At 43.7% G+C, this 15020-nt stretch carries 12 protein-coding genes; 8 read left to right on the top strand and 4 right to left on the bottom strand.

The window, feature by feature from the left end:
* Nucleotides 1–645 precede the first annotated feature (645 nt).
* The gene (locus BMY80_RS08515) at nucleotides 646–984 is read right to left on the bottom strand and encodes an ArsR/SmtB family transcription factor (RefSeq protein WP_093142802.1); all 339 of its coding nucleotides are present in this window, start codon (nucleotides 982–984) and stop codon (nucleotides 646–648) included.
* Nucleotides 985–1249: 265 nt separating this feature from the next.
* On the opposite strand from BMY80_RS08515, the gene thpR reads away from it, so the two are divergent.
* Complete coding sequence (gene thpR, locus BMY80_RS08510) at nucleotides 1250–1765, top strand: RNA 2',3'-cyclic phosphodiesterase (protein WP_093142800.1); 516 nt, start codon at nucleotides 1250–1252, stop codon at nucleotides 1763–1765.
* A 44-nt stretch (nucleotides 1766–1809) separates the two neighbouring features.
* On the opposite strand, the gene BMY80_RS08505 is transcribed toward thpR, so the two are convergent.
* A complete protein-coding gene (locus BMY80_RS08505) occupies nucleotides 1810–2373 on the bottom strand; it encodes a C40 family peptidase (protein WP_093142797.1) in 564 nt (187 codons plus the stop codon).
* A gap of 261 nt (nucleotides 2374–2634) precedes the next feature.
* Between BMY80_RS08505 and BMY80_RS08500 the strand changes: the two genes are divergently transcribed.
* Entirely contained in the window at nucleotides 2635–3573 is a 939-nt protein-coding gene (locus BMY80_RS08500) for a hypothetical protein (RefSeq protein ID WP_093142794.1), read from the top strand.
* 137 nt (nucleotides 3574–3710) lie between these two features.
* Here the strand turns inward: BMY80_RS08500 and BMY80_RS08495 are convergent, their stop codons facing one another.
* Together BMY80_RS08495 and BMY80_RS08490 are read right to left on the bottom strand one after the other, a co-directional pair.
* Nucleotides 3711–6206 carry a hypothetical protein gene (locus BMY80_RS08495; protein WP_093142791.1) on the bottom strand — a complete coding sequence of 832 codons (2496 nt, stop codon included), beginning with the start codon at nucleotides 6204–6206 and terminating at the stop codon, nucleotides 3711–3713.
* A 6-nt stretch (nucleotides 6207–6212) separates the two neighbouring features.
* Nucleotides 6213–7010: a TraI domain-containing protein gene (locus BMY80_RS08490; RefSeq protein ID WP_093142788.1), complete on the bottom strand. Its 798-nt coding sequence runs from the start codon at nucleotides 7008–7010 to the stop codon at nucleotides 6213–6215.
* Nucleotides 7011–7536: 526 nt separating this feature from the next.
* On the opposite strand from BMY80_RS08490, the gene traC reads away from it, so the two are divergent.
* The 6 genes from traC to BMY80_RS08460 all read left to right on the top strand — a co-directional run.
* Nucleotides 7537–9957 carry a type IV secretion system protein TraC gene (traC, locus tag BMY80_RS08485; RefSeq protein WP_093142786.1) on the top strand — a complete coding sequence of 807 codons (2421 nt, stop codon included), beginning with the start codon at nucleotides 7537–7539 and terminating at the stop codon, nucleotides 9955–9957.
* 20 nt (nucleotides 9958–9977) lie between these two features.
* The gene (locus BMY80_RS08480; RefSeq protein WP_093142784.1) at nucleotides 9978–10628 is read left to right on the top strand and encodes a S26 family signal peptidase; all 651 of its coding nucleotides are present in this window, start codon (nucleotides 9978–9980) and stop codon (nucleotides 10626–10628) included.
* A 46-nt stretch (nucleotides 10629–10674) separates the two neighbouring features.
* Nucleotides 10675–11559, top strand: a complete 885-nt coding sequence (locus tag BMY80_RS08475; RefSeq protein WP_093142782.1) for a hypothetical protein — start codon at nucleotides 10675–10677, stop codon at nucleotides 11557–11559.
* Nucleotides 11560–11582: 23 nt separating this feature from the next.
* The gene (locus tag BMY80_RS08470) at nucleotides 11583–12695 is read left to right on the top strand and encodes a TraU family protein (RefSeq protein ID WP_093142779.1); all 1113 of its coding nucleotides are present in this window, start codon (nucleotides 11583–11585) and stop codon (nucleotides 12693–12695) included.
* 309 nt (nucleotides 12696–13004) lie between these two features.
* Entirely contained in the window at nucleotides 13005–14726 is a 1722-nt protein-coding gene (locus BMY80_RS08465; protein ID WP_093142777.1) for an McrB family protein, read from the top strand.
* A 97-nt stretch (nucleotides 14727–14823) separates the two neighbouring features.
* On the top strand, nucleotides 14824–15020 hold a 197-nt coding region (locus tag BMY80_RS08460; RefSeq protein ID WP_218140345.1), incomplete at its 3' end, for an HTH domain-containing protein.

Genomic DNA, 15020 nt, shown 5'->3' with positions numbered 1-15020 from the left:
CTGTCGTAAGCTGTATTTATGATTATCTGAACAAACAGCTTTCCTTATTTAATTCTATGATCACCTGACCTATGATTGAACCTGCTGTTCCGATAAAATGCTTTAATATCACAAAATTACGGCGTTCATCATTCACTTTTCTGACACAGTTCAATAATTGGGTAACCGTTGATAAATAAATACGGACTTAAGGTATGGAGTTTAGCTTTAGAGCGTTATCGTGAATTTTGCGGAGATTACAGATTATATCAGCGTATACTATGCGGAGATTGAATATGTATATTTACCGGAACGTCAGCCGGACTGAATTCACCTGGAACGAACAGGCCCTGTCACTGAATCTTGCTGACGCTGGAATCATGATAAGAAAAGGAGCATGACGAAGCTCCTGTTACATTCCTGACGCGGTCGGAGATTATCAGGAAAGGTATTTATTCATTTATCACCTGAACTCATGACATCTCCTGTTTTCATCTTCTTATATTGTTTGTTTTGCTTTTTTTTCTCACATTATATACACATATTGACATATATCAATATGTAACTTAAAAAAAAATAAAGGCAGATACTGTGTCTGCCTTTATCGGATCCCCGGCTGAAGCGAAACCGCACGGGAACGGTAAGGAATCCGTCATTAAGCCGGCTTTATTCCGGCCAGTGCTGCGAACATCCGCATGCAGCACAATCCGTTACACATTCTGTTCCCGAAACATCATATCGTACATATGATTCAATCATCTTTCTGAATGCAACGGCTCCTTCAGGTGAAATGGAATAGCGCATCCACTTACCTTCCTTGCGTCCTGTGACCAGACCGCTGTCGCAGAGAAGTCTCATATGATGAGAAAGAGTCGGCTGGGTGATATTCAGCTCTTCAAGAAGTATACAGCCGCACTTTTCTCCGCCCTGAAGCAGAAGCATTATGGCCAGTCGGTTTTCGTCCGCAAGCGCCTTAATCTTTTTTACGTCATCTCTGAATTTCATGTATTCTCTCCAATATCTCCGTGGGCGTATTATAACAGCTTATAAAAGGTAATTCTCTATACAATTGTTAATTTTTTAACATCTATAAAGAGCTAAATATATTATGCGACTGATTTGTCACGACTCATTCATGCAGAATCTCCGGTAATACGTACCGGCGATGTTATTTATGTCATAATGAAACGGGACAAATAAGTTATGTCTTCGTTTTTCAGACGGAGACACGAATCGGCACGGTGTGCATAAAAGGATATACGGAGACAGTATGAGACTGTTTATAGCTATCAGGCTTTCTGATGAAATGACCGCGGAGCTCTGCAGAATCCAGCAGGAAATGAGGAACCTTGGTATTACAGGACGGTATTCTCCACCTGATAATCTTCATCTTACGCTGGCATTCATCGGCGATCATGATGATCCTGAAATCATAATGAACGCCATTTCAGAGGCTGTTTTTACTCCATTTGAAATACGCCTCGGACGGAACGGCTGCTTTGGAAACATCTGCTGGACCGGCATCTGCAGAAACGACAGGCTCGTGAGGCTTGTAAAAGACATACGCGGTGCTCTCGTAAGAAACGGCATTCCGTTTGACGGAAAAGACTTCAGACCGCATATTACACTGCTGAGAAAAACTTCAGACACGGAGACGGCCGGAAAAATAAAGACTGTTCCGGTATCAATGACTGCGGACAGGATTTCTCTTATGAAATCGGATTTTACGGCTGACGGCGTACGCTATACGGAAATCGGAACGGTCAGAGCAGCAAAACCTGCCTGACCGGCGTAACGTTTCTGAATGAAAATCTGCCGGATTCCGTTATGCTAATCTCTCTTCCATACAAGCCAGTTGTCTGCGCCGATAATCTCTCTGGCAGACTGCTTCAGGTGTGTAAGAGTCATTTCTCCGTTAAGAAAATGCTTAACATAATCTTCAGGTTCATAGCATTCACATGTTTTCTTATCCGCGCATCTCAGGCAGTAATCAGAAAACATATGACAGTTGTTGACGGTAAGTGAATATCTGCCGAGACACTTCCCCACCATACTGCGTGCGGTTTTTGCGATTTTCTTCCCGCCGACGGCATCGGTACCTTCACAGGAAACGTAAATGCTGAATCCGGTTCCGGCACTTGTGAACTCCTCAGGGGATACACGCTGAATAATACAGGTACCGTTGTCATTATGCAGTTCAACAATGCATTTATTGCCGCCACCAACGTATATGCCGGAATGTTCGATGTATCCCAGAGCCAGATCGCAGTAAAGAATCGAACCTATGACCGGTTCAACCCTGTCGCGAATAACATTGTCTATAAAGGACCTGGCGAGAGCTCTGCCGGGAGTGTTAACCACGGTGGTAATAATATCTGTAATCCCAAATTTCATTCGTAAATCCTCTGTCAGACAATGTTTTTTATTCAGATAATTAATGATAATAAAAATTCAGTATCAATATGAATCAAAGATCACAACTTCACTTTCTTTACCGGTCATCAGTCAATTTGTTTGACGTACCTCTGCTTTTTAATACAAAAATCAATATTATTTTTAAACGTGTTTTATCATATACACAGCACTGAAAACGGCAATTATTTTAATCCGTATTATTTATCATACTGATATTAAGAGATATTGAAAGGAACATGCATGCAGACTGAATACAGGTACATAACCGAATCACTTGCCATTAATGATTACGGCAGCGGTGACCGAGAATTAGTGTCCGTAAATGACGGCCCCGGAGAACTTGACGAGCTCTTTCAGCGCGTAGGCTTCTATTCAGCATCACATGACTTCCGTGAGCTGTGCGGTTTTATAAGAAGGTTCCCGAAAATTGGTCCCTATAACGCCCTTCTGCTGCACATTCAGCGTCCAGGATGCACTTTTGTCGCCACGGCAAAGGAATGGAAGACAGACTTCAACAGAACCGTTAAACCGGGTGCCAGACCTCTGGTGATACTTCGGCCCTTCGGACCGGTAAATTTTGTATTTGATCTTCAGGACACTGACGGTCCGGATCCGTTTCCGGAGGATTTACTTGAACCTTTCAAGATACATGACCGTTCGCGTGAAGCTGAATGCCGTTACGCTCTTGACCGACTTCTGAACGCAGTTCCGGCTGACGGAATAGCCTTTTATCCGTCAGATTTCAGCACCGCCGCCGCAGGTTACATTGAAACAGCCGGGATTGGTTCCTGGCAGAAATTCAGAGGACATCAGCTGAAGGTTCACTACAATCATGTCGTCAGCAGAAATCTTCCGCCGGTGGAAATGTTTGCCTCCGTTCTTCATGAACTCGGACATCTCTACTGCGGACATCTGGGCACTGTCGACAAACGAGCATGGCCGGACAGAAAACACATAACTGATGCCGGCATAAAAGAATTCGAGGCGGAATGCGTTTCATGGATAGTATGTTCCAGAATGGGAATCGATTCCGAATCGGAGAAATACCTTGCAGATTATCTCGATCAGAACAGCAGAATTCCGGATATCAGTCTGGAAGTCATACTGAAAGCCGCCGGCATGATCGAAACCAGAATAAAAAAAGGAATTCCTGTTCCTAAATCAATGAAAATAAGCTGATCTGAAATACAGTTTTCAACTGTTGCAATTATTAAACCGGAAAGAACAACTCTCATTCTGATTTCATCATATCACTGAGATTGTCCGGCAGTCAGGCCTGGCTGTACTTCACAAGAAAACAGTATACACTTTACAGTTTACCGTAACTGGACACTCTTCACCAGCAAAAGCCTCAGCATATCTTTCATCTGTACGGGAGTGAGTTTCTGAAGAGCCCCGGCCACTTTAGCCTGCGGATATTTGATAACCTCTCCCACCGCCGGTTCAACAAAAGCAAACTCACTCCGATCCACTGTCATATCGTTAAAATCCTGACACACTCTAAAAAACACTGGAGAGATTCTCGAGCAGAATTTCCTGTAGTCCCTGCTGAGTCTGCCCATATCAACGGTATCAGTTCTTATCTGTGTCAGTAACCTGATACTGCGACCGCGCGAGGTTATTCTGAACTTTATCTTCGAAGCCAGACTGTTTATCTGCTTAAAAGTAAAGGCTTTAAATGATCGGTAGAGTACATCATCACTCAATGATACGGTTTTCTCCAGCATTGACTCTATTTCCTTAAGATTAAGCATGTCTCTGTCCGTTGTCACCGACAGGTCGGAGGTATCGGAAATATCACTGGTCTTTCCGGACATCCGGTTATCAGCATGAGCAGGATCCCTGCCTGAAGCTGAATTTTTTGCGGAGGATGAGTCCCCGTGACCGTCTCTCCCCGGAAGTTTCTTCTTAACTCCCGTCATTTTTACAAAACGTCCGTGAGCGTCTCTCGGTCTTGATATTTCCGGCCTGATTCTCATGGGATTATTCAGCCAGTCATGATCCGAGATGGATGGATTTCCTGTTTCTTCGAAGTCGCCATCACTGCCGAATATGTGACTGTTAAGAGCCTGATTCATCCGTTCATCATTATTTTGAGGAAGTATTCCCTTTCCTGATTCGGATTGATTTCCGGTGTTTCGGTGAATCCTCGCAAACATTTCAATGGTCATATGCTTCCTATCCGTGACTTTTCTGCCTACGGGAGAATCTCCGCCGAACAGCATCCCGCTCAGCTGAATTTTTCTGTTCCCGCTGTCGCATACAGATCCTGCATAAGAATCTGATAAACTGCAGGCCTCAGTTATTCCCTCCTCTTTAAATGACCTGTCAGTTCCAGCCTGCCTTATCGCTGATACAGATAAGGTACCATTCCCGTCCGTCCGGATATTACATGGATTTACACCGTATTTTACACCATGTATTACACTTTTCTTACCGTCTCCGGTGTTTCTGTAGGACCTTTCAGAAAGAACCACGCTTTCAGAAAGCATATCGGATAAGGATTGAGACGCAGGACTGTCCCTGCCGGCATATTCTGTAACCTGAGCTGCTTCATTCAACATAGAACTTAACCTGTATTGAGGCCCCAATGGTACTGACACCGCAGAAAAGATGTCTTTCGTTAAGTCATCCCGTACATTCCCGGAGGCTGCGGATATCCCGCAGTCAGATTCCAAACCTGAGGAAGAAGCATCAGGACTGATGTTCTTCACGGGCTCTGTCTCATGAGAGTTATCGTCAGCACCGGAATTATCCGGAACAGGCTGTAATGAATTCATATTCGAAGTCTGTTCCGGCGTTTCACCATCAGCCTGCCTTGTCTCTTTCATTTCTGAAGAATCTGCAGCGGCTGATTTGCAGACGGGGTCTGATTCAGGAGTATCAGTCCGGTTTTTTATATAGCCGGAGGATGCTTTATCCTTCAGTGATTCAGCGGCATCAAGACACTGACTGACAGTAATATGTCTGCCTGAACCGGAATTATCATTAACATCAGATACTGTTTCTGAAAGACCGGAAGAATCCGCCAGACGACCGCAGAGACTGTCATAAGCCTTAAGCATGTCACCCGAATATGAGGTAAGCGGAGCCGGTTTCAGACCTCCGAAAAGGAACTCGGGTCTCACGATTTTAAGTCCGCGGAGTTCCGTAAGCTCCTTACCGTCAAAGGATACCAGAATCCTATGCAGAATAATGGATGATGAACCCCCTGCATACTCTCCTATTCCAGTAAGAATGAGCTTCTCATAAAGATCCATGCTGTCTTTTATTACCGCGGCCATGCCGGTGTTTTTAAGAGGTGCCATCATGCTGAAGAAATTAAAGGTATTCACGCAGAGCAGACATTCACGATCCGTAAAAAACAGACAGCTGTCCGGAGCGTTACATGGATTTGACGAATCGGCAATTCTCTGCTGGAGGAGTTCCACTGCAAGTTCCACGACGCCAGACGTATTGTCGTTGATACTTCTGAATACATTGAATCTGCGCTTTATCTTCAGTGAAACATCATTTTCTCCTGAAGTTCCTGAAACCGACGGAGCGCCGCTTTTCCGATTGCAGATCATGATTTCTTCATTCAGGGGAACAGGACCGTCGCCGGAGTCAGACATGATTCCGGCCTTGACACCTCCCAGTCTGATCTCAGTCAGATAATACTTAACGCTGAGGATATCGGCTCTTTTGACCAGATCATAAAAAAGCGAATTTCTGTCACCGCTTATGCAGGCATAGGTATGCTCCAGAAGATCCGGATCCTTAAGCATCCAGGAAAGAAAGGTCTGCGGGATGACCGCACCGGCTGCAATCATGGCAAGCTACTCATGTCTCTTTCCCCTCAGAGGTACATATTCAAAAAGATAACCTCCGCAGTGATGTTTTCTTAAAAAATCGTAAAGACCGGTATCAAGAGGATTCCATTCCCCCTTCCATCTGTCGTGACATGCAGTACATGTTTCTCCGTTCCCCTTGTCCGCGGACAGTAACGACGGTGTTCCCGGAGCCTCCTGTTCATTTTCATGTTTCAGTCTGCATCTGCGGTCGGTATAGACTCTGAGGTCCGCCAGAGGTTTTCCGACGTCATGAAGCATGGCTGAGGCGAAGACGCATCCCGCCACTCTTGATTCCCTTGCCGTTCTTTCTCCTCCCGGAAGATGAAAGTCAATACATTCATCAAAGAGAGCTCTGGAGGCGAAAAACGCGGTTTCCAGACTGTAAGTTACCAGTCCCAGAAAATCATGATGGTGATAGTACTCCGATGCCGGAAGAGTATAGGCAAAGGAGATGAAATTTCTGATAAGAGGCATCAGGCAGTCAGAAAATTCCTTATCGGTAAGAGGCAGAATATCCCTGATTTTTCCTATAAGATCTTCATAAAGTTTAAGGATATCATCAACATCAAGAAGATCCTCCGGCATGTCAAGGTCTCTTAAGTTTTTTTCACTCTGAGTCAGGAAGACCTGTTCCCGGGATAAGACCTTTCCGGAACCTCCGGTAAACACTTTTCCCGGCTGTTCTCTCTCACGGGGAATTTCCCCAGCAATTGTTCTGCCTGAAGAGAACAGTTTCCTTAAGGCAGTCATATTCTGCCGGATCATGCTTACAAAAGATTTCATGAAGAATACCTGCTGTCGGGGAAATATTGCGGACAAATTCTGAAAAGTACTGAGTAATTCAGCACCTTAAAAATCAAATGCTGGATTAATCCGAATCAGAAAGGAATTCAGACCGCCTTAAATCAGGGATGGTTCAGGCGATCCGGACATGAGTATGAAAATGAACAGGTCTGTTCATCTGTTGAGTCATAAACATTATGACGGCCTGCAGATTAAGCTTTCCTGTGATGCTGGAGAAGTCAGATATTTTCATTGATTTTTTATGCTCTCATTTCGGACACTTTCTGCTATTTTTTCATAATTCACACACATCCGTTCAGATCCATATCGTTATTCAATTCATCAGGATCACCTTCCTGATATTTTTTCCCGCATTGTCCACCGGTGTTACGCTGTCTGCGACCTTAATAAAAGGCTCTGTTCCGGAACTATCCGGATTACATCAGCAATACTCGCTTTCACAAAAAAACATACATTATTCAGATAATGAGACATTTCCATCGGCCATAAGCTGCGTGATAATCAAATGAGCTTTAAACAAATAACCGGAAAATTCAGCAGTCTGTATCCTGTAATTGCCTACAATGACAGGAACAGACTTTTTTATCTTAACGATTCAGGCGGTTCCGCACTGGGAGCGGGAGTCGTGTCTGAACCGCTTGCGGGCGGTGATGAAACCATTGCCCAGCGTCTCGGAGTACTTCTCAATCAGGATCTTCCTGAAAACTCCGTACTGCAGTTTACCCTGCTTGCCTCTCCGTCAGTTGAAAATCTTCTCAGCGAACAGGAAATGATACTGCTTAATCTCGGAGACTCAGGTGTTCTGTCAGGCGTTATCAGAAGCAAGCTCGAATTTCTGCGCCGTTGCGTGGACACTCCGCCTCACGGCATCAGTTCCCGTCTCCGCAACTTCAGACTGCTGGTGACGCTGACAGTTCCGTGCGACCGGGCACTTCCCGACGACGGCGAGATTCACAGAGCGGAAGTGCTTTCGGATACCCTGATTCAGATTCTCAATACCGCGGGAATCAGAGGCAGAATGATGAATGCGGATGATCTGCTCACCGAGCTCTGTCCATTCTTCAATTCCCACAAGCAGGCCTCCTGGAGATCCGGTCGCGTAAAAGCCGACAGGACACTGCCAATCAGCGAACAGCTGATGGATTACGACAGTGACCTTATCGTAAACAGGGACTGTCTCGAAATAGGCGGCTATACGGTAAACACCTATTCGGTCAAACGCTATCCTGAATACGTTTATTTCGGGAATGCCACAGCCTATGCGTCAGACGTGTTTACCGGGACCCGCGGTATATTCACGCCGTTTATGATAACCGGCACGATACATTATCCGGAGATATCCGGACTCAGGGCCAGAATCAACGCCAAAAGACAGTGGGTTGTGAACCAGGCATACGGTCCCCTGCTTAAATTCGAACCGAAGCTTGCCGTTAAAAAGCAGGGGTTCGATCTTATCTATGAGGAAATGGAAAACGGGGCCAGACCTTTAAAATTCAATCTGACGGTTACCACCTTCTGCAGGGATGCGGAAGAAGCGGTAAACACCGGTTCCGCCCTCAGAGCCTACTACAAGGAAAACGGATTTGAGCTTATGGCGGACAGATACTACATTCTGCCGATATTCATCAACGCACTGCCGTTCGGCACCGATCTTCAGGCCTTCAGTTCCCTCATGAGATTTCGGACTCTGTGCTCCACCCACATTCTGCCCCTGCTGCCGATTTTTGCGGACAGTTCAGGAACCGGAACGGGAGTAATCAATCTTTTCAGCAGATCCGGACAGCTTATGAATCTTTCACTGTACGACTCCAGCACCAACTACAATCTCTGTATCGCGGCGCAGTCGGGAAGCGGCAAAAGCTTTCTCGTAAACGAGATTCTGGTTTCCTATCTGGCAAGAGGAGCCTGCTGCTACGTTATTGACGTGGGCCGTTCTTATGAGAAGCTCTGTAATTTCCTGGGAGGAAGTTTTCTGTCATTCGGGATAAACTCCGACGTTTCCCTGAATCCCTTTGAATGCATCAGGGATTACGCAGATGAGGCCGACATGATCAACGGACTTCTGGCCATCATGGCCGCTCCTACGGAAAAGCTGTCGGATTTTCAGACTGCCGAGCTCAAAAGAATCACCGGAGATCTCTTCAGAATACACGGAACCTCCCTTTCAGTCGACATCATCGCGGAGGAACTCGGGAAACATGAAGACGTCAGAATAAGGGATCTGGGCAGACAGCTCTATTCCTTTACCTCAAAGGGAGAATACGGAAGATTCTTCTCGGGGCACAACAACATGAGGCTTAACAGCAGTCTGACGGTTCTTGAACTTGAAGAGCTCAAGGGACGAAAGCATCTGCAGCAGGTGGTGCTCCTTCAGCTTATTTATCAGATTCAGCAGGACATGTACCTAGGTGAAAGAAACCGCCCTAAAATCATCATTATCGATGAGGCCTGGGATCTTCTGCGTGACGGAGACGTTTCAGGATTTATCGAAACCGGCTATCGCCGTTTCCGCAAGTACGGCGGTGCCGCCGTTACCGTAACCCAGTCCGTAAACGATCTCTACAGTTCCGAGGCCGGCGTGGCCATTGCCGAAAACAGCGCCAACATGTACCTTCTCGGACAGAAGGCGGAAACCGTTAATCTGCTCGAACAGGAAAAACGTCTGCCGCTTTCATCGGGTGAATATGAATATCTGCGTTCAGTACATACCATGAGCGGTATGTACTCTGAAATATTCGTGATAAGCGACCGGGGAAACTGCATCGGCAGACTGGCAGTGGATCCTTTCAGAAAACTTCTCTATTCCACCAAAGCTGAAGAAGTAACTGCCATTGAATCCCTTACCGGACAGGGAATGAGCGTTACCGAAGCCATTATCACCCTTCTGAAAAGAAAGCAGGAGGCCTCCGGAGGATTAAGGCAGTGACACACTCGCAAAGGATGAGGATGTTTATTAAAAGACTGACGGTTTTCATGAGAATAACCATGGTTGCGGCAGTCATCGTTTTTGCCCTGTCCGTAACGACTCTCCGGATGCTGAATCTTAAAATCGGCCTCGACATGCAGAAGGAGGTCTGTCTCGGCAGATTCTTTATCTACCGGGATGATTTTGTTTCGCCGGAAATCTTTATGAAAAGAATGAATGAAAATACAGGGAAGTCCCGTAAAGCCCATTGGTCAGGGCTGAAGGATAAAGCTTCGGATACCTCATGCTGCAGGAACAGGCCTCTTGCCGTAAAGCTGCTCCGTGATCATTCCATCTTCAGAAAAGGCACCATTCTCCTGAAAAGATTTACGGCAGGTCCCGGAGATCTCCTGAAAAAACACGGGAGCAATATCGTGGTAATGACCGGCATAAAGTCCCCTTTCTCCGGAAAACATCCGAATACAGGATACGGTAACGTAATGAGAATTGCCGTAAATATCATTCCGCCGCTTAATTATGCCGGAGTTCGGAATCAGATATCTGAAATCATAAGACTCGGACCGGATGAATACTTTTTTACGGGAGATGCTCCGAATTCAATTGATTCAAGAATTATCGGCACCTTTCATGAAGAAGAGATTCTGGTTTCCGAAGTCATCTTCATGTTCTGATGCGGAAACATTTCATATAACTATCTGAGGATTGGGAAGACATTTTATGAAACGAATTCCATCAGCAGCCGGACGAGGGAGTGCATGCCAGAAATTTCCTCAGATGATGGCCGCTGTTTATCTTCTTGAGCTGTACGCTCCGCTGATGCTTTTCGCTCTTTTACCTGCAGTGAGCTCCGGAGAGGAAAATCAGAGTAAGGACTACTTAAACGACGTACGTTTTATAAAGAGTGAAACTGATAGAAAAATCAGGTCGTTCAGGACATCAGATGCACTCAGGGATGATGGCGGCAGCGGAAAAGGAGACTTTCACAGGCATTCCGAAACTGCTGAAGACCGCGTCAGGAGAGATTCGGTTACAGGTGATGGAAAAGCAGGTTTTAAAGCCGCCGATACCGGTATGAAGAACTACTCAGACTCAGCTTACGATGAATCTCCCCGCAAGTCAAAAAATAACAGGAACAGGACCGTAAAAATATACGTAAACAGTGAAATGCCACTGAAACATCTCAGGCTCATATGCTCACAGAAGGATCTGTACGAACCTGTATTCAGGGATATGCCGGCACCCCGCGTTCTGTCCATGCTGATAAGCTCCGGATGCTCATTCTCGGTAAATCCTTTTGAGTTTGCAGAGAAAAGAATCACCATGGTTCCGTATGCCGATGACTATGACGACCGCCCTTCCGATGTCTATGGGGCCGATCTTCCGGAAACGGCTCTTGATGCTCCACCGGATCTTGTCTGCAGAGACATAAATATTACGGATAATATTTACAGCGGCGATTCTAAAGACTCTTTCGATGCAACCTACTGCGGATTAAAACCTGACGCGGAGACTGAAGCTGAATTTAACGCAGGTCTTGAAAACTCCAGAATAAGAATCATCAGAAATCTAAAGTCCGGAAATCTTCCGCCTCTGAACAGATAAACTTCACCCATGGATACCCGGTTATGAAACAGCTATTTAAGAAACACCACACTCATGAATTTTACAGTCTGCGCTGCCGGGAACCCGGCACTCAGGCAGCAGCTACAGCATCATGCCTGGCCTTTCTGATGCTGTTTGCGGCAAATGATGCTTCGGCACTTGAGCCAGATTATCTCAAAGGCTATGCCTGTCCAAGAGTCGATATCTTTCATGACATTCTGGAATCAGTACCGTATAACGCCATGCTTCCCATATATGTGGGAGGAACCACAATGGGAAGTTCGGAGCACGGTGACAGAATACCTGATAAAGCTTCAAGAAAAAGTGTCTGTTCCTGCAGTCATGATCTCGGGATACCGGAAACCGGGCTGGTTGTCGGCATGTGGGAGGTTGCCTATATTCTGGAGCTCACCAGGGAACCGGGATGTTCTCCGGTTCTCGGCACTGTTCTCCCTCTGCCTGACCGGGGAATCGGCTCGTCGGGAAGCGGAGAGCTTGACAGTTCGGATCTCAGTCTTTATCACGCCCACCTGTACAGTTTTCCGCTTAATACCATGCTTAACCTCTTTACCGACTTCAACTGCGGAAGGTACGATTACATGGACATGGATCTGCTGTATGCCTCGGAGCTTGACCGCAGCTGGTATGATGAAAGCTTTGCCCTTATCACCACTCCGGAACTGAAAACGATGGCCAATGCAAAAACTGTGGCTTCATGCAGTGCTGATGCCACCCTGTCATTCAAAGGAAAAACGTCTGATGAACTCTTTTACTGTGCCGGATCATGGGGTTTTCTGTATCCATTGAACGGGTATGTGAATTCGGGAGGCTCCGTTGCGGAAAACACCTCGCTGCTCGCGGTAAGAGTCATGAATCTCCTCCACAGGCGAGGACTTCTGCCGGTAACCTTCGGTGATGAGGCATTATGCGGAGGCGTTCATTTTAACGAAATGAGCAAAAGCATGTACCGTTTCAGCATGCTTTACCCCGTACCGGAAAGAAGCGACAACCACGCCCTCGGAGCCCCCGTACAGTTCTGGGAAGGAGATGCCAGAGTTCCGCCGTCCTACCATGACGTTATCTATCTGGTGTGGAGATACCGTAACTGCTGTCTGGGAGCGGGCATGGAATTATAGTATGTAAAACATTATCATACTTAAGTATTTTTCTTTTCATAAAAATCCTTACTAGTGTGCTTCAAATGTTTTGTATGTATCTGTAGATAGTAATTTTAAAATATAACGGCAATATTTTTTAATAAATTGTTTAACAAATACAAACTACTTCAGCTACCAATTATGGAATACCAGTCAAATAAAAAGCATACGAATACAAAATCAACTCACGGTTACTAAACTGTGATTTACTGCAAAATAATTTCTAATGTTTATGCTATTTTAAAACATATTTTTTATTTAATATAAGCAATACATTAGGAAAGTTAAATGGATATTATTTTAAATAATCTGTGTGATGAATATGGAAAATACAAGATAAACTCAAAAGAAAAAAAAACAATAATAAAAAAAATAAAAATAACACTTAACGAGTGGAGAGACTATAGCTCTGCTTGGAAAGACATCAAAGATAATGATGATGGTGGTGCAAAACTAGATATGTATACATCTCTTACTAAAGATAAAAACTATATCTGTAATTTTTTAGAACGAGGTAGCACAGTATTTGGAAGTAGTAAGCCAGGTTTTTCCAATAATTACATGATCTATCGTGTTAATAACGATAATAATGAGTATAAAAATCTGAATAACGAAACTCTTGATACAAAAAGAGCGAAATCATATTTTAAAGATAATGTCGAAGTAATTTTTAATAAAATTTTTGAAAGAAATTTTATATCTGATACTGATAATACAATAAACAAGGAAGAAATTGAAATGTTATATGAGAAATATTCAGCTCATCAGATATTAACTAAAGCCATTTTATTAGAAATCTATCTGAATACTCTTACGAATGATAATAATTCAATAACAGAAGATTTAATTAATAAAAAGGAAATCCCATACCCATTAATTGGCATATATAAAGATGAAGTGCTTGATAAATGGGTAGAAATATTTAGAGACTACAATAATGACAATAATGTATTAAACTATACTTGCCAAAAAAGTAATTTCATAGCCACAAAATTTTGGGGACTCATCAAAGGTAATAACGCAGATCTCCCTGAAAATCCAACAATTTATGACTTATGGTGCATGACAGAAACCTTATGGAACTGGAATACCAAAATAAGTTTTGATGATGACAATAAAAACATTATTCTTTACGGGGCACCTGGCACAGGGAAAACTTATGAGGTCGATAAATTCCTCAAAGTTAATGGCATAGCAAAAGATTGTTTCACCAAAGTTCAATTTCATCCTAACTACACTTACGAAGACTTTATTGATGGTCTCAGACCTTGTGGAGTCACAGATTCCGGTCAAATCAAATTTGATTTGGTAAACGGCATTTTTAAAGATTTCTGTATTAAAGCTAAAAATAATAAAGATAAAAATTTCTATTTTATCGTAGATGAAATAAATAGAGCTAATCTTAACTCAGTACTGGGGGAAACCTTATCAATTCTCGAAACCCCATACAGAGATAAATTAAATGATAAAGATAATATAAACAACACAAATCTAATTGAAACAACAAACAGTAAATTGGCTTCTAATTTAATCAACGAAGGTGTTGATTTAAAAGATAAACAATACAAAGTAACTGAAATAGGAACTGATAATAAGACTTATAAGGTTCTGTTTGGAATACCAGATAACATATACTTTATCGGTATGATGAATGACGTTGATAAAAGTATTGATACCTTTGACCTTGCACTTCGAAGACGTTTCCGCTGGATTAATTATACATGCGACTACGAAGTTATTAATCAAGAAATTTTCTATTTTCTCTGTGAAATCGGCAAGGATAAGGCTGAAGAGATGGCCAGCCAGTACGTTACAAATTGTCAAAACTTAAATACATATATTGAGAAAGAGCTTGGTCTGGGAACAAGTTATCAATTTGGTCATTCATTCTTTTTGAAGATTACTAAAATTAATACTGCAAATACAAATTTGAAGAATGCACAAATCAAACTTTTTGATGAATATCTAAAGCCTACTTTAAACTGTACCCCTGAGTGTGGACACGGATAATTTGAGTCCCCATAGAAGTGGACACCAGGGTTTTAGTGTATCCCTTGTTTTGGACATTACCTTGAGTGTGGTATTCTTTAATTACAGGAGAAATAGCATGAGTAAGGTAAAGTTTTCATCTAAGCAACAGGAAATTCTGCGAAACAACAAGTATACCGTTCGAGTTACTGCAAACATTCTGTCGTTATCCAAAGAGTTCAAAGAGATATTCTATAAAGAGTATCTCTCTGGGGAAATTCCTAGTAATATTCTGTGTAAGTATGGATATCCTGTAGAGATTCTAGGTAAGGAACG

The sequence above is a fragment of the Ruminobacter amylophilus genome (assembly GCF_900115655.1).
GTDB classification, from domain to species: Bacteria; Pseudomonadota; Gammaproteobacteria; order Enterobacterales; family Succinivibrionaceae; genus Ruminobacter; species Ruminobacter amylophilus.
This window is presented reverse-complemented; position numbering and strand designations above follow the sequence as displayed.

Bases quoted from the DNA above. Each gene is read 5' to 3' on its own strand.
- BMY80_RS08505 (WP_093142797.1), bottom strand. From the start codon at position 2,373: ATGAAATTTGGGATTACAGATATTATTACCACCGTGGTTAACACTCCC.
- BMY80_RS08495 (WP_093142791.1), bottom strand. From the start codon at position 6,206: ATGATTGCAGCCGGTGCGGTCATCCCGCAGACCTTTCTTTCCTGGATG.
- BMY80_RS08480 (WP_093142784.1), top strand. From the start codon at position 9,978: ATGTTTATTAAAAGACTGACGGTTTTCATGAGAATAACCATGGTTGCG.
- BMY80_RS08500 (WP_093142794.1), top strand. From the start codon at position 2,635: ATGCAGACTGAATACAGGTACATAACCGAATCACTTGCCATTAATGAT.
- BMY80_RS08465 (WP_093142777.1), top strand. From the start codon at position 13,005: ATGGATATTATTTTAAATAATCTGTGTGATGAATATGGAAAATACAAG.
- traC (WP_093142786.1), top strand. From the start codon at position 7,537: ATGAGCTTTAAACAAATAACCGGAAAATTCAGCAGTCTGTATCCTGTA.
- thpR (WP_093142800.1), top strand. From the start codon at position 1,250: ATGAGACTGTTTATAGCTATCAGGCTTTCTGATGAAATGACCGCGGAG.
- BMY80_RS08470 (WP_093142779.1), top strand. From the start codon at position 11,583: ATGAAACAGCTATTTAAGAAACACCACACTCATGAATTTTACAGTCTG.
- BMY80_RS08490 (WP_093142788.1), bottom strand. From the start codon at position 7,010: ATGAAATCTTTTGTAAGCATGATCCGGCAGAATATGACTGCCTTAAGG.
- BMY80_RS08475 (WP_093142782.1), top strand. From the start codon at position 10,675: ATGAAACGAATTCCATCAGCAGCCGGACGAGGGAGTGCATGCCAGAAA.
- BMY80_RS08515 (WP_093142802.1), bottom strand. From the start codon at position 984: ATGAAATTCAGAGATGACGTAAAAAAGATTAAGGCGCTTGCGGACGAA.